Genomic DNA, 16,610 nt, shown 5'->3' with positions numbered 1-16,610 from the left:
TCCGCCATGAATAGTTTTGAGGCTCGCTGCTGGCTGGATTGGTGGGCCAACTCCTCCACCCTGCTCGGCAGCGTCGAAGTCGCCGTTGTGGTCACCGCCGACGACGCCAGTTGGAGCGCCCAAGGCCACCTGGCCAGCGACACTGACGAAGTCCGCGACGGCTTCGCGTTCCTCTGCGACCTCGATCCCGTCTTCACGCTGAGATTCGAAGACGAAAGCACCGTGGCAGTCGCTGTGCACCCAACCCACGGCCATCGCCGGTTCACCCTCACCGAGTACACCGGCGGAACTCGCCGGTCGGTCAGCTACCGCGTGGACCTCAGCTAGCCCGCACGTCACATCGCCGCCGGCGGCGATGTGACGGCTGGGGAAAGAGGAAGAGGCCGGCTCCACTGGTGTGGAACTGGCCTCTGACCTGCGATAACGATGGTGGGCGATACTGGGATCGAACCAGTGACCTCTTCGGTGTGAACGAAGCGCTCTCCCGCTGAGCTAATCGCCCTCAGCGCGGACGACAATACCTGATACCGGGACCCTCGTGCACACCAGCCCCGCCGAGCATCACCAGCCGAAGAAGTCTCGGGTTTCCTTGATCAGGTCGATGTCGAGGCTGACCTTGACCGACGCCCAGACAACAGCGGCCACGAAGACCAGTCCTACAGCGCCGATTACTGAACGTAACGGCAACGGTTGGCGGGCGATCCAGGATGTCCAGGCTCGGACGTTGCGGCGGGTGAAGTCGAGGAGCTTTTTGGCCCACGTGAACTCGATGGCCCAAATAGCCAGACCACCGATCACGATGAACCAGCCCGGGCCGGGCAGCGGTATGAGCAGAATACCCAGAGCGACCACTGCCAGGCCGGCAATCGCGATGGTTATACGGAGGATCATCCGTCCGGTCGGATTTGCCCGGATTAGATCCAAGGTCTCGCCGACCCGGCCTCGGTGGCGGGTTTCGGGTGTGGCAACCCCCGTTTGGGCCTCGTGTTCCGAATTCTCGGGCGGGCTACCCCGATCGAGCGTCACCCCGTGCCCCCGCTCCTCGTCCTCCCCAGTCGTCGCCGCGAGCTTCGCTCCGCTGCCCATTTGCTCCATTGAGGATGGTTTCATCGCCCAATCCACTCCGGCTCCGCCTCGGCCCGTCACTCAACGGGACTGCTCGACGTTACCGAACTAAGTCGACGTCTGAGCTACCCGACGCCGGACGGTGCGCAGCACCACAGCAAGTCGGGCATTATACGCATTTTGCTTGGCCTGTTGCGCAAGAACGCGCCGTCTTCCCACTACTGGGTGAGATCAGCGATTGACGGAGCGTAAGTAGAACTATCACCTGAGTATGGGAAACGCGGGGCAAGCGCGTCCCGCAGCGGTGCCGGGGGGAGAACGTACATGAGTGTCATCCGACCGACGACCGTTGAGGTTGAAACCTCACTGCGGCTCGTCGCACCAGACGCCACCGCCTTGCCGGTGCGCGCCAGCCTGCGCTACGACCCAGCCGACCCGTACGCGGTCCACGTCCTGTTCCACGCGGATTCGGCCGGCGGCGAGGCGGTGAGCTGGTCGTTCGCCCGTGAGCTGCTCGTCACGGGCCTCGACGAGCCCGCCGGCATCGGCGACGTCCGAGTTTGGCCGTGGGCCACGCCGCGGGGCGACTTCGTAGCGCTGGCGTTGTCGTCACCGGACGGGAACGCCCTGTTCGAGGTACCGCGCAGCGTGCTGGTGCGGTTCCTGCGGCGTACCTACGTCGTCGTCCCGCGCGGTCGCGAAACCGACCACCTCGACGTCGACGCGGCGGTCAACCGGCTGCTCGCCGGTAGGTAGCAACCCGAGAAAGCGCCGCGCGGATCTGCCGACTCCGCGCGGCGCCTTCTTTTTGGCCATTAACGGCCTTCGAGCAGCAAGGTGTACGCGCGGACCCGGCTCTTGGCATGATCCATCAATGCCTGTTCCTGGCCGCGCCTCCCACGAGGGACAGGGACGAGGACCCGCGCCGTCCGCCGGAGCTGATCGCACGGCGTCGAGGTCGCCCTCCCGGACGGGTTCGCGGACTTTGCCGACTGCCCGGACGCGAACTGACGGCGTACGCCGGCCCGCATCTCGTTCCCTTGACCACGCTGCTGCGTCGGCCCTCGCCGAGGTGGCCGGCATTCGACTGGCCGAAAAGATTGCCGTGATATTACGACGTGAAAAGCGCACGGATGAATGCGCACATGATCGGGTCGACTTTGTTCAGTTGTGCTTGCCGGCACCCGATGGACCTGCCACCCTGCATCCATGAGCGATCCCGCGGCGAAACGGATCATCGTCAACGCCGATGACTACGGCTACACCCGCGGAGTCTCCGAGGGAATTCGCCGCGCGTTCACCGAAGGTGTCCTGTCCTCCACCACGGCGATGATGAACATGCCCGGCGTCGAGGAAGACATTCGGGAGGCCCAGCAAAAGACCTCCGCGATGCCGTTCGGAGCGCATCTCGTGCTCACCGCCGGCCGGCCGATCTCCGCACCGCACGAGGTTCCGTCTTTAGTGGACAGCGACGGCATGTTCCACAGCCGGCAGGGCTTCTTCGACGCCTGCGACGACTACGCGATCGACGAGGTCGAGCTCGAATGGTCGAGGCAGATCGACCGCCTGATCGGCTGCGGCGTCGAGGTCGACCACCTCGACAGCCACCATCACAGCTCCTACCTGCACCCGACCACCGCCCGCGCGCTGCTGAACCTCGCGACGCGCTACGGCCTCCCGGTCCGACGGCCGCCGGCGCCGCCCGAGTCGCACCCGGCCGTGCCGATGATGTTCGAGCAGGCGGCGGTACGCATGCCGGACCTGTTCGTCGGCGAGCTGATGAAGGGCTCGTCCGCGGAGAAGTTCGTCGACCTGGTGCGCGCCGTTCCGGACGGCCGGTCAGCCGAGCTGATGGTGCATCCGGCAGTCGTCGACGACGAGCTTCTGAGGGTCAGCACCTACGCGGCACCGCGGGGTCCCGAGCTGGCGACGCTGCTCGACCCGAGGGTGTCGGTGTTCGCCGCCTCGGGACAGATGGTGCTGGCGACATTCGACCAACTCGAGGAGCGCAACCGTGGCCGCGAGACGAGTGCGGCGGGCTGACGCCGACGACGGAGCCCGACTCGCAGGGTTGATGTCGGCCTTCCTCGACCTGGATACGGCAGGTCTCGCCACGCACGGACACTCCGTCGACGCCGTCCTCGCTTCGGAGAACCACATCGTCTTCGTGGCCACGAACGACGACGAGCTCGTCGGTTTCGTCACGGCCTCGTACCGCCGGGTCGCCCGGGAACCGCACCTGATCTGCGAGATCGACGAGCTCTACGTGAGCCCGGAGGAACGCCGGGACGGCATAGCGAGCCGCCTGGTCGAAGCCGTGGCCGAGGAGGCACGGAACCGCCGGTGCGCGCGCCTGTACGTGGCCTCCAACAACAAGCGCCGCGACGGCCACGCCTTCTACGAGCGGGTCGGCTTCGACCCGTACGGCGGGCACTTCCGGATCAAGCTCTAGGCCGCACCAGCGAGGCGAACGGCAGCGCGGCCAGCTCACCGGCCAGCTCCGCCAGCTTGCCCTCGTGGCTCACCAGGACCCGGTCGATCCGATCCGCGACCGAGGGTTCGAACAGCAGCCGGGACTCGAGCTCGGCGGTGAGCTGACGCTGGCCGCGGCCGGCGGCGCGGAGCCGCGCACCGAGGTCGAACGCGTCGGCGCTGATGCCGATCGCCACGCGCGACACCTCGTCGAACGCGGCCAACGAGGACGGCAGCACGTCCGTGCCGTGCGGCAGTGGTGACTCGACGGCGGCCCGCACGGCCCGCCGCAGGATCGCGTAGTGGTGGCCGTGGAACTCGAACCGGTAGAAGATGCTGCCGGCCCGGTCCGCGTCCTCGAACGCCTCCCGACTCACCGGGATCCGGTCGCGCTCCCCGTCGCGAGGGGCGCGGGTGGTGAGCCAGGGGACCATCGCCCAACCGTGGTCGGCGACCAGGCGCTTGAGACATTCCGAGCGACCGACGCCGCTCGACCCACACAGCAGCACGAGCATGTCAATCACGACTCCAGGAGGCGAAGACCTCGGGCCAGGCGGCCACGGTCCGCGCGACGAACGTGGCGTTGGTGTCTTGGGAAGGCGTCAGCGGATGCAGACCCAGGGCGGCGACGAGCCCGTCGACGTGTCGGGTGGTCAACGCCTCCAGGAGCGTCGCTTCGTATGCCGCCACCTGTTGGATCAGGGCCATCGCCCGCGGCGACAGCGACGTCGGAACGATCTTGCGCACCCGCCGATCGCGGATCTCCACCGTGCATTCGATGCCGACTCCGGCGGGCAGGTTCGGTGAGACGTCGTTGGCCGTGATCGCCGTGACGACCCGGTCCCGGCCCAGAACAGCGCCTTCGATCACCTTGATCGCCGGCCCCGAATAGCCGTCGTCGTCATTGAGCACGTAAAGGGAGTCAACATTGCCCGACCCGAGCGCCCCCGCCATATAGGACCGCTTTCGCTGCGCGAGATATGCCGTGTACGCCGAGAAGGCCAACTTCGAATCGTCGCCGGCGGCCGCCAACTCCGCCCGGCAGGAGGCATTGAGCCGTTCGACCACCTCGGCCCGCGTCGACGCGGCCGACCGCTGTGCCGCCATCGCGTGCTCGTGGAGGTCGTAATAGTAGAGATACTCGTTGGCGAGGGCGTGATAGTCGCGCGGCACGCTCGGCGGAAACCAGGGCTGCGCGGCTTCGAGCAATGCGGGGTCATCGAGCACCAAAGGCAACTGGTCGGCACCGTCGCGCTCTATCGCATAGATCCACGAGAGATGGTTGAGCCCGTACGTCAGGACCCGCCCCGGCGTCCCCAACGCGCGTGCGCTCTTCTCCGCCGAACTGCACACGCCGAACACCGTGCGACCCGGTTGCCGGGAGAGCCCAGCGGTCACTATTCCGGCCGGATTGGTGAAGTTGACGAACACGCACGCCGGGTTCGACCGCTCGATTCGCTCGACCAGCATCGCCGCGGCGGGGAGCGCTCGGCACGCGAACGCCAGGCCCGCCGCGCCCACCGTCTCGTTCGCCAGATATCCGAGCTCCTTGGCCCGCTGCTCGTCGGCCACCCGTCCCCGCTCCAGACCCGGGCGAATCGAGATGACGCAGCAGTCGGGAGCCGACGCCTCCGCCACCCGGATGTCGGACGTCATCGTGATGCGCGCGTGCGGGTGCGACTCCCTGACGAAGCCGACCAGGGCCGCCAGCGACCGCGTGCGTTCCGGGCTCACGTCGTACAGGCAGATCCGCTCGAGCTCCAAAGACTCCCAGCGCGCGACCAGCGACCCCAGCACGAGAGGCGTGGTGACGCCGACACCGACCAGGAGCAGGTTCATGACTCGGCTACCTCCGGCGGCCGCGGCCCCGGCGGGACCGCCGCCGGCGCCTGGCGGGTCCCGGCCCGACCCATGATCCGCAGCGCGACCGTGCGTAGCTCGTCCACGTGCTCGTCCAGGACGCCTTCGAGGTCACCCCGCGGTGCTTTCCGCAGTCGCTTGGCCGCGATCGGCCCGTGCACGCCCGTCCGGTCGCCCAGGTCGTGGAAGTGGCCGGTCCAGATCGGAGTCGCCCGGCGGTCCGCGATCCGCGGCCGGAGTTGGATGAAGCCCGAGTACTGCGACGGAATGGGCTCCTTGCCGATGCCTTCGGCGCGCATCGCGAACACGATGCCGAGTTCCTTGCCACGCAGCCAGATCGTGTCGCTCGTCCAGTCGCCCCGGAAAAGCAGATCATCCGGCTCGATGTAATAGGCGCGCGCGTCGTCGATCTTCATCTCCACCGCGTCCTGTGTGAGCTTGAACCAACCGGCGATCGGAAACTCCTCGGTGCCCGCCTGCGCGATGAGGACATAGACCCAGGAGCCCTGGCAGTTGTTCGATTTGGCGGTGAGCCGCCAGCCGACGTGGCGGTAGAAGTATTGGGCGACAACCGCGATCGCACCCACCACCATCGGCACGAAGATCCCGACGACCACCTCCTGCCCGAATGAGTCCTCTTTGAACCCCAGCCCGGCGGCAATGTCGAGCGCCAGATTGTTCAACTGAAGGTTCCACACCGCCACGATCGCGATAACCACGAAGGAGATCTCAATCGCACGGTTCTTCTTGGACATGCGGCGATCGTAGAGGCTGACAACACACTGAGGAAGCGCTGCGTGTGCGACTGACTGCGGTGCGTTATACCTTTAGGTATGATTTGCCCGACTAAGCGTGGTCTTTCGGGGTTCCCGTGGCTTCCAGAAACGCTCTAGAGGGCATGGATCTCGATCTTTAGAGTGAAAGACACCCTAGCCGGCCGAGGAGCGACCATGAGCGTCCTGATATTTGCCCCGCACCCGGACGACGACCTGATCGGCTGTGGTGGCAGCATCGCCAAGCACCTCGCCAACGGGCGTGCCGTGCACGTGGTTTACATGACCAGCGGCAACGCGGGCAGTCGGGTTATCGACAAGACCTCACTCGCGCAGATACGCGAGGAAGAGGCGACGCGCGCGGCCGAGCTTCTCGGCGTGAAGAACCTGACCTTCCTGAGACACGACGACGGTTATCTCAAGGACACACCGGAGCTCGCCGAACGAATGATCAATCTGGTCCGCCAACACCGGCCCGAATATGTCTATCTGCCGCACGAGGATGACGGACATCCCGACCACCAGGAGACGCACCGGCTCGTGGTCAAAGCGCTGGCGCAAGCGGCCGGCCCGTGGTTCCAGGGCACCACCGGCGACCCGTGGGCGGTGCCGACCGTGTTGGCCTACGAGGTGTGGACCCCGCTGCGGCACGTGTCCTACCTGGAGGACATCACCGACGTGGCCACGCTCCTGCGCCAGGCATTGGAATGCCACAAGTCCCAGCTTGGCGAGATCGACTACTGGGCGATGGCGTACGGCCTGGCCCAGTACCGGGGCGTGACGATCGCACCGGGCCGCCTGGCCGAGGCCTTCACCGTCATCAGCTCGCCGACATCCTCGTTCACGGCGAAATAGCTACTGGTCGAGAATCGCCCGCCAGTGCCGCACCCGCTCCGGCTCCGGCGTCAGCACGCAGTCGCCGCAGGTGCCTCCGCCGGGGATCTGGTAGTAGAGGCAGCAGTTGTCGCGCACCAGGAAGCGGCGGGGCAATGAGGGTTCGGGCTGCACGACCGAGCCCGTGCCGGCCAGTGGCGGCAGGGTCAGGGCGTGGTCGAGCACGGCACCTGCTCGCGCGGCGTGGCGGGGCATCGTGTCGGCCAGCACGCCGGTGGCACCGGCCAGCGCCGACGCCACGTTGCCCCACAGCACCTTCGGCGACAGCCGGAACTCGGCCTCGAACAGGTTCAGCAGTGGCGTCACCGTCTCCGCCAGCGGGCCCGCGACCAGCGCTGCGGCCAGTTCCTCCGGGGACGACGCGGGCACGGCCCGCAGCACCCCGTACGCGATCGGCATCGGCCCCGACGGCACCGGGCGCCACCACAGGTTGGCCCGCGTCGCCAACGGCAGCGCACCGCCCGCGATCGCCGCGCCGAGCGGGGGTGACAGCAGCCGGGCCGCCACGCCCATGAAGTAGACCGACGCGACGACCCGGACCGGCACGTCTTCCTCGGCCAACCCGAACGCACTGACCAGCGTCGATCGCGCGACGGCGACCCGCTCGGCGAGAACGGACGGCTTCAACAGGTCGGTGTACGGGTGCCAACCCGCGCCGGCGGACCAGGCTTCCCAGGCGAAATAAGGGCCGACAGCGGCTGCGGCCGCGAGCGCCGGACCCGCGGCGGCGGTTCGGTGTGGCGGCACGCGTGTGAGCGTAGACCGTCGATGGGGCACACTGACGACCCATGCGCGAGGTGCTCGTCATCGGAATCGGGGCCGGCGACCCTGACCAGCTCACGATCGAGGCGGTCAAGGCGCTCGGCCGGCTCGACGCCGCCTTCCTCGTCGACAAGGGCGACGAGAAGCGTGACCTGACGGACCTGCGCCGGCAGCTACTGAAGCAGTACGCGCCTGGTGCCCGCATCGTCACGGTCAGCGACCCGCCGCGCGACCGCACCACCAGCCAATATCCCGGCGCCGTCGACGACTGGCGCCGCAAGCGGGCCGCCGCGTTCGAGAACCTGATCCGCGACGAGTTGACCGAGACGCAACGGGGCGGCTTCCTGGTCTGGGGCGACCCGGCCCTGTTCGACAGCACCATCGGTGTCCTCGACGACATCGACGGTGTCGACTTCGGCTATACCGTCATCCCCGGCATCAGCAGCGTCAGCACCCTCGCCGCCCGGCACCGGATCGGTCTCAACCGGGTGGGCCGGGCCGTCCAGATCACCACCGGCCGCCGGCTGGCGGAGCAGGGCCTGCCCGACGACGTCGACGACCTGGTCGTGATGCTCGACGCCCGCACCGCCTACCAGCACGTGAGCGACGACGTCGACATCTACTGGGGCGCCTACCTCGGCACGCCCGACGAGATCCTGATCTCCGGACCGCTGAGCGAGACCAAGGACGAGATCGACGCGGTACGCGCGGCGGCGCGCGCCCGAAAGGGCTGGATCATGGATACCTATCTCCTGCGCCGCCGCGACGCATGACCGCGTGGAACCTCAGACGACGTTGATGTCGCTGCACCACATGTAGGTCTGGTCCATGTGCGACGCCTTCCAGATCACGAAGAGCACGTGTGGTCCGGAGCGCCCGGGTGCCGTGACGCTGAACGAGATGTTCTGCGCCGGTGCGTAGCGTCCTGTCGTCGCGACCAGATCGAGGTTGCCCCACCCGACGCTCTGGGTGGACGGGTTGAACCCCTGCTTGGTCACGTAGACGCGGAAGTAGTCAGCACCGTGGCTGGCCTGGTCGTACAACTGGGCCGTGAAGCTCTGGCCCACGTTGCTCCGCTTCCACGCTCCGACCTGGTTCAGCGTGTTGTTCCGGGACAGGCCGTTGCTGCACAACTGCCCGTCCGGCGTGCGGGCTTGGAACTGGCCGGCGAGGCCGTCCCGCAACGCGCTCATCCAGTTCCACATGGTGTCGGGGTTGGCCTGGAAGGCCGCCCAACACATGGGGTCCTGCGTCTGCATGGCCGGGTTCATGTGCTGGTTGCCCCAGGTCTTCCAGCACTGATACTGGCGACTCTGCGGGTTGATGATCGTGCCGTGGGCCTGGGCCGGGCCGACCCACGGCAGCAGACCGACGACCACGGCGAACAGCAGCACCACAGCTCGAAGGGATTTTTTAGAACGCACGGTTCATCCTCCGTTCTTCGACAACGGTCGGGATGGGAGCGCTTCCAGCCACCATACATTTGTCCGCATCAATGTCACAACCCGGCTGCCGCGTCGTACCGACGGCGCAGGTCGGCCATCTCCGGTTCGGCCAGCGCCTCCGTCTGCGCCAGTTCCGCGTACTTCGGCGGGAACATCTCGCGCAACCGGTCGATGTAGATCGTCTCAGCGGTCGCCTCGACCACCTGGATGCCAACCGGCTCGGTGGACATATCCATGATGAGCGGGCCGGCCAGCTTGACGGCGACGTCCCAGGGGCGCTTGTCCTCGGCGACACCGCACAGGTGGAAGCCGTAGACCGTGCGCACCTCGGCGAGCGCGGTGACGTCGGCCGGCTCGTAGCCGTAGACGTGGACCCCGCAGATCACCTCCGACTCCACGGCGGCCGCCTGGTGTCCCGCATGGTGGTGCTGTCCCGGGTCCGCCTGTTCGAGCGTCGTGCGCATCCGGGCCAGAATCTGCGCGCGCAGATCGGCCGGCTTCGCCTCCGAGCCGGCCGAGTTGGTCAGTGCGACCGCGGCGGCGGAGAACGCCAGCAGGGTCACCGCTACCCATACGTAGCGGTTCTGGTGGAGCTTCACGATTGCTGTCACCTCGTCGACAGTGCGGGCGCACGCGCGCCCTGTGGTCGTGGAGGTGGCCCGGCGAGGCTGGCCGTTGCCAGCACGGTTGCCCCCGTGCTGCGGCGATATGAGCCATTTCACCACGCCCGCCCCGGCTCGGGCAACATCGATGCCCGTCAACGCCAATAACGGAGTGGCAGACTCCTGCACATGCCGCAGGCAACCGTGCTCATCCTCGGGGGCACCACCGAGGCACGGGAGCTGGCCGGACTCCTGGTCGGCGACAACCTCACGGTCGTCACCTCGTACGCCGGCCGGACCACCGATCCCCGAAAGCCGCCCGGTGAGACGCGCAGCGGCGGCTTCGGCGGCGCGGCCGGCCTGCGCGACTGGCTCGCGGCGCGCCGGCCCGCGATCCTGGTCGACGCCACCCACCCGTTCGCCGAGACCGTCAGCGCCCACGCGGCCGCCGTGCACGGCGTACCCCGGCTGCGGCTCGCCCGTCCAGGGTGGACCGAGGCGCCCGGCGACCGGTGGCTGCGGGTAGCGAGCCTCGACCGCGCCGCCGACCTGCTTCCGGTCACCGGACACCGCGCGCTCATCACCACGGGCCGGCAGCGGATAGCGACATTCACCACACATCCCGCCTGCGCCGGGCTGCCGCTGCTCCTCGTGCGCTGCGTCGAGCCGCCCGAAGACGACGACCTGCCCGGGAATGTCCACCTCGTGCTGGACCGGGGACCGTTCACTCTCGACCACGAGCGTGACCTGCTCGAAGCGCATGAGATCGACGTCGTGGTGGCCAAGGACAGCGGCGGCGGCGCCACCCGCGCCAAGCTCGACGCGGCCCGGGAACGCGGCATCCCGGTCATCCTGGTCGACCGTCCACGGACCGTCGCGATGCCGACGGTCCCCACACCCACCGAGGCCGCGGCGTGGGTCCGCGAACTAGTCTCCGGACCGTGACCACGACGTTCGTACTCCTCTCGACCGCCGACACCGACCTCCTCGCCGCTCACGGAGCCGACGCGGGCTGGCGGGTGGCCAACCCTTCCCGGCTGACCACCGACGACCTGCCTGCCCTGCTCGACGGGGCCGCCGGCGTGGTGGTGCGGCTGCTCGGCGGGCGGCGCACCTGGCCGGAGGGGCTCGACGCGGTGCTCGCGGCCAACCTCCCGGTGGTCGCCGTCGGTGGCGAGGCGGTGCCGGACGCCGAGCTCACGGCGCTGTCCACGGTGCCGGCCGGAGTGGTCGCCGACGCGCAGCGCTACCTGGTCGCGGGCGGTGCGGCCAACCTGCTCCAGCTCCACCGCTTCCTGGCGGACACGCTGCTGATGGCCGGCGAGGGCTTCGAGGCGCCCGTCGAGTTCCCGGCGTACGGACGGCACGGCGCCATCGCACCCGAAAAAGGTCCGACGATCGGCATCGTCTTCTACCGGGCACACGCGTTGGCCGGCAACACCGCGTTCGTCGACACGCTCGCGGAGGAGGTGGCGAAGGCCGGCGGCACGCCCATGCCGGTCTACGCGGCCTCCCTGCGCTCCGCCGAGACCGGCCTCTTCGACCTGCTCAAGGGCTGCGACGCGCTGGTCGTCACAATGCTCGCCGCCGGTGGCACGAACGCGGCGGACGCCTCCGCGGGCGGCGACGACGAGGCCTGGTCGGTGGAGGCGCTGGCCGCGCTCGACGTGCCGGTGCTCCAGGGCCTGTGCCTGACCACGACCCGGGAGGCCTGGGACCGCAGCGAGGCCGCGCTGACCCCGATGGACGCCGCGATGCAGGTGGCCATCCCGGAGTTCGACGGCCGTCTGATCACGGTGCCGTTCTCGTTCAAGGAGCCCGGCCCGGACGGGGTCCCGGTCTACCTCGCCGACCCCGAGCGGGCCGCCCGGGTGGCCGGCATCGCGCTCCGGCACGCCCGCCTCCGGACGATTCCCAACCAGGACAAGCGACTGGCGATCGTCCTCTCGTCGTACCCGACCAAGCACTCCCGGGTCGGCAACGCGGTCGGCCTCGACACCCCGGCGTCGGCGGTCGCCCTGCTGGCCGCTCTGAAGGACGCCGGCTACGACGTGGGCGACGTGCCGACCGACGGCGACACCCTGATCCACACGTTGATCGCGGCCGGCGGGCACGACGTCGAGTGGCTCACCGAGGACCAGCTCGCGGCGGCCCCGATCCGGGTGCCGGGGAGCACCTACCGCGAGTGGTTCGCGCAGGTGCCGCAGAGCCTGAAGGACTCGATGACCCAGCACTGGGGCACGCCGCCCGGTGAGCTCTACGTCGACAACGACGAGATCGTGCTGGCCGCGCTGCGCTACGGCAACGTCACGCTGATGATCCAGCCGCCGCGTGGTTTCGGCGAGAACCCGATCGCCATCTACCACGACCCCGACCTGCCGCCCTCGCACCACTACCTGGCCGCGTACCGCTGGCTGGACTCCAACGTGGACGCCGTCATCCACCTCGGCAAGCACGGCACGCTGGAATGGCTGCCCGGCAAGGGCCTCGGCCTGTCCGACGGCTGCGCGCCGGACGCCGTCCTCGGCGACCTGCCGCTGGTCTACCCGTTCGTGGTCAACGACCCCGGCGAGGGCACCCAGGCCAAGCGGCGCGGCCACGCCACGATCGTCGACCACCTGGTGCCGCCGATGGCCCGGGCCGACACGTACGGCGACATGGCCAAGCTCGAACAGCTCCTCGACGAGTACGCCACCGTCGCCGCGCTCGACCCGTCGAAGGTGCCGACGCTGCGGGCCCAGATCTGGACGCTGATCCACGCCGCCGAGCTCCACCACGACCTGCACGTGCAGGAGCAGCCCGGTGAGGACGACTTCGACGACTTCGTCCTGCACGTCGACGGATACCTGTGTGAGATCAAGGACTCGCTGATCCGCGACGGCCTGCACATCCTGGGCGCCGCGCCGCAGGGCGAGGCCCGGACCAACATGGTGTTGGCGATCCTGCGCGCCCGCCAGGTCTGGGGCGGCCGCCGCGGCGCGCTGCCCGGCCTGCGCGAGGCGCTCGGTGCCCACCTCGGCCTGGACGACACCGCGCTGGAGAGCGACGAGCTGGAAGACGTCGCCCGCCGGGTCGTCCTCGCCATGGAGGCGGTGGACTGGGCGGTGGACGAGGTGGAGGTCACGACCACCGCGACGCTCGGCAGCGCCCCGCAGCAGGTGGTCGACGTGCTGCGGTTCGCCGCCACCGAGGTGGTGCCCCGGCTGGCCGCCACGACGAGCGAGATCACCGCCGTGGCGCACGCCCTCGACGGCGGTTACGTCGCCGCCGGGCCGTCCGGCTCGCCCACCCGTGGCCTGGTCAACGTGCTCCCGACCGGCCGCAACTTCTACTCCGTCGACCCCAAGGCGATCCCGTCCCGCAACGCGTGGGACGTCGGCCGCGCACTGGCCGACTCGCTGCTGGCCCGGCACCGGGAGGACACCGGCACCTGGCCGGCGCTGGTCGGGCTGACCGTCTGGGGCACCAGCGCGATGCGTACCCAGGGCGACGACATCGCCGAGGTGCTCGCGCTGATCGGCGTGCGCCCGGTCTGGGACGACGCGTCCCGCCGGGTCAACGGCTTCGAGGTCATCCCCCGGGACGAGCTGGGCCGGCCGCGGATCGACGTGACGGTGCGCATCTCCGGCTTCTTCCGGGACGCCTTCCCGCACGTCATCGCCCTGCTCGACGACGCGATCGCCACCGTGGCCAAGCTCGACGAGCCCGACAACTTCATCCGCGCGCACGCCCTCGCCGACCAGGCCGAGCACGGTGACTGGCGGCGGGCCACCACCCGGATCTTCGGTTCCAAGCCCGGCGCGTACGGTGCCGGTCTGCTGCCGTTGATCGACGCCCGGAACTGGCGCGACGACCGCGACCTCGCCGAGGTGTACGCGGTCTGGGGCGGCTACGCCTACGGGCGCGGGCTGGACGGCCGGGCGGCGCGCGGCGACCTGGAGACCGTCTACCGGCGGATGGCCGTGGCGGCCAAGAACGTCGACACCCGCGAGCACGACATCGCCGACTCCGACGACTACTTCCAGTACCACGGCGGCATGGTGGCGATGGTCCGGTCCCTGCGTGGCACCGACCCGGCCGCGTACATCGGCGACTCGCACCGCCCCGACGAGGTGCGCACCCGGTCGCTGGCCGAGGAGACCAAGCGGGTGTTCCGCGCCCGGGTGGTCAACCCGCGCTGGATCGAGGCGATGCGCCGGCACGGCTACAAGGGCGCGTTCGAGCTCGCCGCGACGGTCGACTACCTCTTCGGGTACGACGCGACGGCCGGCGTGGTCGACGACTGGATGTACGAGAAGCTGGCCGCCGCGTACGTCCTCGACCCGTCGGTGCGCGAGTTCCTCGACAAGTCGAACCCGTGGGCGCTGCGCGGCATCACCGAGCGGCTGCTGGAGGCGGCGGAGCGCGGCATGTGGGCCGCACCTTCACCGGAGACCATCGACGCGTTGCGTGCCGAGTACCTCCGGACGGAGGGTGACCTGGAAGGGGCGTGATTCCCCTCCCTTTGACGCGGGCCCGCCCAGTGGGTCACAGTGTTGAACGAGCGGTGCGGAGGAACCCGGTGCGATTCCGGGGCGGTCCCGCCACTGTCACCGGGTAGCAAACCCTCACCTGATGGTCACGGCCCACCACGGGCTGGAAGGCCGAGGGGAAGCGTCGATCCGGGAGCCAGGACACTCGGCCGCTCGCCGTAGAACCATCGCGGGCGTGGACACCCGCGGAAGGGATTTGAGCGTGAGTTCCGCGTACCCGTTCTCCGCCGTCGTCGGCCTGGCCGACCTGCGCCAGGCCCTGCTGCTCAACGCCGTCTCGCCGGTCATCGGCGGGGTGCTCGTGCGCGGCGAGAAGGGCACCGCCAAGTCGACGATGGTGCGCGCCCTGGCGGCGCTGCTGCCGGACATCGCCGTGGTGCCTGGCTGCCGGTTCGCCTGCGACCCGTCCTCGCCCGATCCGTCGTGCCCGGACGGGCCACATGCCGGGGTGACGGCTTCCGTGCGACAGTCGCGGCTGGTCGAGCTGCCGGTCGGGGCCACCGAGGACCGGGTCGTCGGCACGCTCGACGTGCAGCGGATCCTGACCGAGGGCACGAAGGCGTACGAGCCCGGGCTGCTGGCCGCCGCACACCGTGGCGCGCTCTACGTCGACGAGGTCAACCTGCTCCCCGACCACCTGGTCGACCTGCTGCTCGACGCCGCCGCGATGGGCCGGGCGTTCGTCGAGCGCGACGGCGTCTCGCTCCGGCACGCCGCTCGGTTCCTGCTGGTCGGCACCATGAACCCCGAGGAGGGCGAGCCGCGCCCGCAGCTCGTCGACCGGTTCGGCCTGGTGGTCGAGGTGGGTGCGCCGACGGAGCCCGGAGATCGGGCCGAGGTGGTCCGCCGCCGGCTGGCGTACGAGGCCGACCCCGAGGGCTTCGCGGTCCGGTTCGCCGACGAGGACGCGGCCACGGCCGAGCGGATCGTCGCGGCCCGCGCCCGGCTGCCGAAGGTCACCCTGCCGGACGCCGCACTGGACCGGATCGCCCGGATCTGCCTGGCGTACGGGGTCGACGGCCTGCGCGCCGACATCGTCATCGCCCGCACGGCCGTCGCGCTGGCCGCCTGGCGGGACCGCTCCGTGGTCACCGACGACGAGGTCGACGGCGCGGCCCGGTTGGCGCTGCCGCACCGGCGGCGGCGCGACCCGTTCGACCCGCCGGGCGCCGACCAGCAGGCACTGGACGACGCGCTGGACCAGGCCGGAGCCTCGGACCCAGACGGCGACCCGGATCCGGACGACGACCCGGACGGCGCTGGCGGTCCCGGTTCCGGTCCCGGCCCGGACGACAGCCCGCCGCCCGACGACAACGGCCCCGGCGGTGGCGACGCGGCCGCCGCGCCCGACGCCGAGGACCGGCCGGGTGGCCCGAAGGCCACTCCCCCGCCGCCCGCCGCCGCACCGGTCGGCAGCGCCTACAAGACCCGAACGCTGACCGCCCGGTCCCGTGGCCGCTACGGCCACAGCGGCCGGCGCTCACCGGCCTACGCGGCGCGCGGCCGGGTCGCCGGCTCGCGCGCACCGCGCGGCCGGATCGGCGCCGTGCACCTGCCGGACACCGTGCTCGCCGCCGCCCGCGACCAGAGCGCAAGGAAGGGACCCCTATTAACGCATAGCGTTAACAAGGGGCCCTTCCTTGCGATCCAACAGCACCACCTGCGCGAGGCCGTCCACATCGGACGGGAGGCGAACCTGGTGCTGTTCGTGGTCGACGCGTCCGGCTCCATGGCCGCCCGCGCGCGGATGGCCGCCGTCAAGAGCGCCGTGCTCTCGCTGCTCCGCGACGCGTACCAGCGCCGCGACACGGTGGGCATGATCACGTTCCGGGACGCCGAGGCGACCACGGTGCTGCGCCCGACGGCCAGCCACGAGGTCGGCGTGCGCCGGCTGGCGGACCTGCGCACGGGCGGGCGTACGCCGCTGGCCGCCGGGCTCACCGCGGCCGCCCGGACGCTGGCCGGGGAACGCCGCCGGGACCCGCTGCGCCGGCCGCTGTTGGTCGTCGTCACCGACGGGCGCCACACCCGCGGCCCCGATCCACGCACCGTCGCACCGGCGCTGGCCGGAGTGCCGAGCGTGGTGGTCGACTGTGAGAGCGGCCCGGTCCGGCTCGGCATGGCCCGCACGCTGGCCGGGGCCCTGGACGCCGAGTACCTCCCGCTCGCGGCGCTGTCCGCGGCCACCCTCAAGGCGGTGTGAGG

The 16,610-nt window shown here is 69.9% G+C and carries 16 protein-coding genes, 1 tRNA gene and 1 riboswitch; of the genes, 9 read left to right on the top strand and 8 right to left on the bottom strand.

Translation table 11 applies throughout. The annotated features are described in order from the left end of the window. Positions 1–6 precede the first annotated feature (6 nt). Complete coding sequence (locus tag BLV39_RS21765; RefSeq protein WP_090795710.1) at positions 7–327, top strand: hypothetical protein; 321 nt, start codon at positions 7–9, stop codon at positions 325–327. A gap of 100 nt (positions 328–427) precedes the next feature. Here the strand turns inward: BLV39_RS21765 and BLV39_RS21760 are convergent. After that, positions 428–502, bottom strand: a tRNA-Val gene (locus tag BLV39_RS21760). A 59-nt stretch (positions 503–561) separates the two neighbouring features. Continuing rightward, the gene (locus BLV39_RS21755) at positions 562–1,110 is read right to left on the bottom strand and encodes a TIGR02611 family protein (protein ID WP_373315379.1); all 549 of its coding nucleotides are present in this window, start codon (positions 1,108–1,110) and stop codon (positions 562–564) included. Between the two features lie 279 nt (positions 1,111–1,389). Here BLV39_RS21755 and BLV39_RS21750 point away from each other — a divergent pair, with 279 nt between their 5' ends. The 3 genes from BLV39_RS21750 to BLV39_RS21740 all read left to right on the top strand — a co-directional run bounded on the left by BLV39_RS21750 (position 1,390) and on the right by BLV39_RS21740 (position 3,517). After that, entirely contained in the window at positions 1,390–1,821 is a 432-nt protein-coding gene (locus BLV39_RS21750) for an SsgA family sporulation/cell division regulator (protein WP_089247988.1), read from the top strand. Positions 1,822–2,274: 453 nt separating this feature from the next. Continuing rightward, positions 2,275–3,108, top strand: coding sequence for a carbohydrate deacetylase (locus tag BLV39_RS21745; RefSeq protein WP_090795702.1), 834 nt, complete (start codon positions 2,275–2,277; stop codon positions 3,106–3,108). Further along, positions 3,080–3,517, top strand: a complete 438-nt coding sequence (locus tag BLV39_RS21740; protein WP_143049836.1) for a GNAT family N-acetyltransferase — start codon at positions 3,080–3,082, stop codon at positions 3,515–3,517. Before BLV39_RS21745 ends, BLV39_RS21740 begins: the two co-directional genes overlap by 29 nt. Here the strand turns inward: BLV39_RS21740 and BLV39_RS21735 are convergent. Genes BLV39_RS21735 through BLV39_RS21725 form a run of 3 tightly spaced genes read right to left on the bottom strand, consistent with a single transcriptional unit; the run spans position 3,507 to position 6,152 of the window. Continuing rightward, on the bottom strand, positions 3,507–4,061 hold the full coding sequence (locus tag BLV39_RS21735; protein ID WP_143049835.1) for a nucleoside/nucleotide kinase family protein: 555 nt from the start codon (positions 4,059–4,061) through the stop codon (positions 3,507–3,509). The two genes, BLV39_RS21740 and BLV39_RS21735, sit on opposite strands and share 11 nt — an antisense overlap. Beyond that, entirely contained in the window at positions 4,054–5,376 is a 1,323-nt protein-coding gene (locus BLV39_RS21730; RefSeq protein ID WP_090795689.1) for a family 4 glycosyl hydrolase, read from the bottom strand. Before BLV39_RS21730 ends, BLV39_RS21735 begins: the two co-directional genes overlap by 8 nt. Next, positions 5,373–6,152 (bottom strand): hypothetical protein, encoded by a 780-nt coding sequence (locus tag BLV39_RS21725; protein WP_090795684.1) that lies wholly within the window; start codon positions 6,150–6,152, stop codon positions 5,373–5,375. The genes BLV39_RS21730 and BLV39_RS21725 overlap by 4 nt, the downstream gene beginning before the upstream one ends. Positions 6,153–6,347: 195 nt before the next feature. Between BLV39_RS21725 and BLV39_RS21720 the strand changes: the two genes are divergently transcribed. After that, on the top strand, positions 6,348–7,025 hold the full coding sequence (locus BLV39_RS21720) for a PIG-L deacetylase family protein (RefSeq protein WP_090795679.1): 678 nt from the start codon (positions 6,348–6,350) through the stop codon (positions 7,023–7,025). On the opposite strand, the gene BLV39_RS21715 is transcribed toward BLV39_RS21720, so the two are convergent. Further along, entirely contained in the window at positions 7,026–7,811 is a 786-nt protein-coding gene (locus tag BLV39_RS21715; protein ID WP_090795675.1) for a (2Fe-2S)-binding protein, read from the bottom strand. A 41-nt stretch (positions 7,812–7,852) separates the two neighbouring features. Between BLV39_RS21715 and cobF the strand changes: the two genes are divergently transcribed. Beyond that, entirely contained in the window at positions 7,853–8,599 is a 747-nt protein-coding gene (cobF, locus tag BLV39_RS21710; protein WP_090795670.1) for a precorrin-6A synthase (deacetylating), read from the top strand. A gap of 12 nt (positions 8,600–8,611) precedes the next feature. Here the strand turns inward: cobF and BLV39_RS21705 are convergent, their stop codons facing one another. Together BLV39_RS21705 and BLV39_RS21700 are read right to left on the bottom strand one after the other, a co-directional pair. Beyond that, on the bottom strand, positions 8,612–9,250 hold the full coding sequence (locus BLV39_RS21705) for a lytic polysaccharide monooxygenase auxiliary activity family 9 protein (RefSeq protein ID WP_204082832.1): 639 nt from the start codon (positions 9,248–9,250) through the stop codon (positions 8,612–8,614). 74 nt (positions 9,251–9,324) lie between these two features. Next, complete coding sequence (locus tag BLV39_RS21700) at positions 9,325–9,882, bottom strand: hypothetical protein (RefSeq protein ID WP_090795667.1); 558 nt, start codon at positions 9,880–9,882, stop codon at positions 9,325–9,327. Between the two features lie 180 nt (positions 9,883–10,062). On the opposite strand from BLV39_RS21700, the gene BLV39_RS21695 reads away from it, so the two are divergent. The 3 genes from BLV39_RS21695 to BLV39_RS21685 all read left to right on the top strand — a co-directional run bounded on the left by BLV39_RS21695 (position 10,063) and on the right by BLV39_RS21685 (position 16,608). Further along, a complete protein-coding gene (locus BLV39_RS21695; protein ID WP_090795663.1) occupies positions 10,063–10,818 on the top strand; it encodes a cobalt-precorrin-6A reductase in 756 nt (251 codons plus the stop codon). Then, positions 10,815–14,366 (top strand): cobaltochelatase subunit CobN, encoded by a 3,552-nt coding sequence (gene cobN / locus BLV39_RS21690; RefSeq protein WP_090795659.1) that lies wholly within the window; start codon positions 10,815–10,817, stop codon positions 14,364–14,366. The genes BLV39_RS21695 and cobN overlap by 4 nt, the downstream gene beginning before the upstream one ends. Before the next feature lie 34 nt (positions 14,367–14,400). Then, a riboswitch (cobalamin riboswitch) is annotated at positions 14,401–14,573 on the top strand. A gap of 34 nt (positions 14,574–14,607) precedes the next feature. Beyond that, a complete protein-coding gene (locus BLV39_RS21685; RefSeq protein ID WP_090795655.1) occupies positions 14,608–16,608 on the top strand; it encodes a VWA domain-containing protein in 2,001 nt (666 codons plus the stop codon). The last annotated feature ends 2 nt before the right edge of the window (positions 16,609–16,610 follow it).

Source organism: Asanoa ishikariensis, assembly GCF_900107455.1.
Classification (GTDB): Bacteria; Actinomycetota; Actinomycetes; order Mycobacteriales; family Micromonosporaceae; genus Asanoa; species Asanoa ishikariensis.
Note: the sequence above shows the minus strand (reverse complement) of the source record. Positions and strands in the feature narration are given on the sequence as shown.

What these genes read in the sequence shown, in the direction of transcription:
- BLV39_RS21765 (WP_090795710.1), top strand. Translation starts at nt 7, where the DNA reads ATGAATAGTTTTGAGGCTCGCTGCTGGCTGGATTGGTGGGCCAACTCC.
- BLV39_RS21730 (WP_090795689.1), bottom strand. Translation starts at nt 5,376, where the DNA reads ATGAACCTGCTCCTGGTCGGTGTCGGCGTCACCACGCCTCTCGTGCTG.
- BLV39_RS21725 (WP_090795684.1), bottom strand. Translation starts at nt 6,152, where the DNA reads ATGTCCAAGAAGAACCGTGCGATTGAGATCTCCTTCGTGGTTATCGCG.
- BLV39_RS21745 (WP_090795702.1), top strand. Translation starts at nt 2,275, where the DNA reads ATGAGCGATCCCGCGGCGAAACGGATCATCGTCAACGCCGATGACTAC.
- BLV39_RS21750 (WP_089247988.1), top strand. Translation starts at nt 1,390, where the DNA reads ATGAGTGTCATCCGACCGACGACCGTTGAGGTTGAAACCTCACTGCGG.
- BLV39_RS21755 (WP_373315379.1), bottom strand. Translation starts at nt 1,110, where the DNA reads ATGAAACCATCCTCAATGGAGCAAATGGGCAGCGGAGCGAAGCTCGCG.
- BLV39_RS21720 (WP_090795679.1), top strand. Translation starts at nt 6,348, where the DNA reads ATGAGCGTCCTGATATTTGCCCCGCACCCGGACGACGACCTGATCGGC.
- cobF (WP_090795670.1), top strand. Translation starts at nt 7,853, where the DNA reads ATGCGCGAGGTGCTCGTCATCGGAATCGGGGCCGGCGACCCTGACCAG.
- BLV39_RS21695 (WP_090795663.1), top strand. Translation starts at nt 10,063, where the DNA reads ATGCCGCAGGCAACCGTGCTCATCCTCGGGGGCACCACCGAGGCACGG.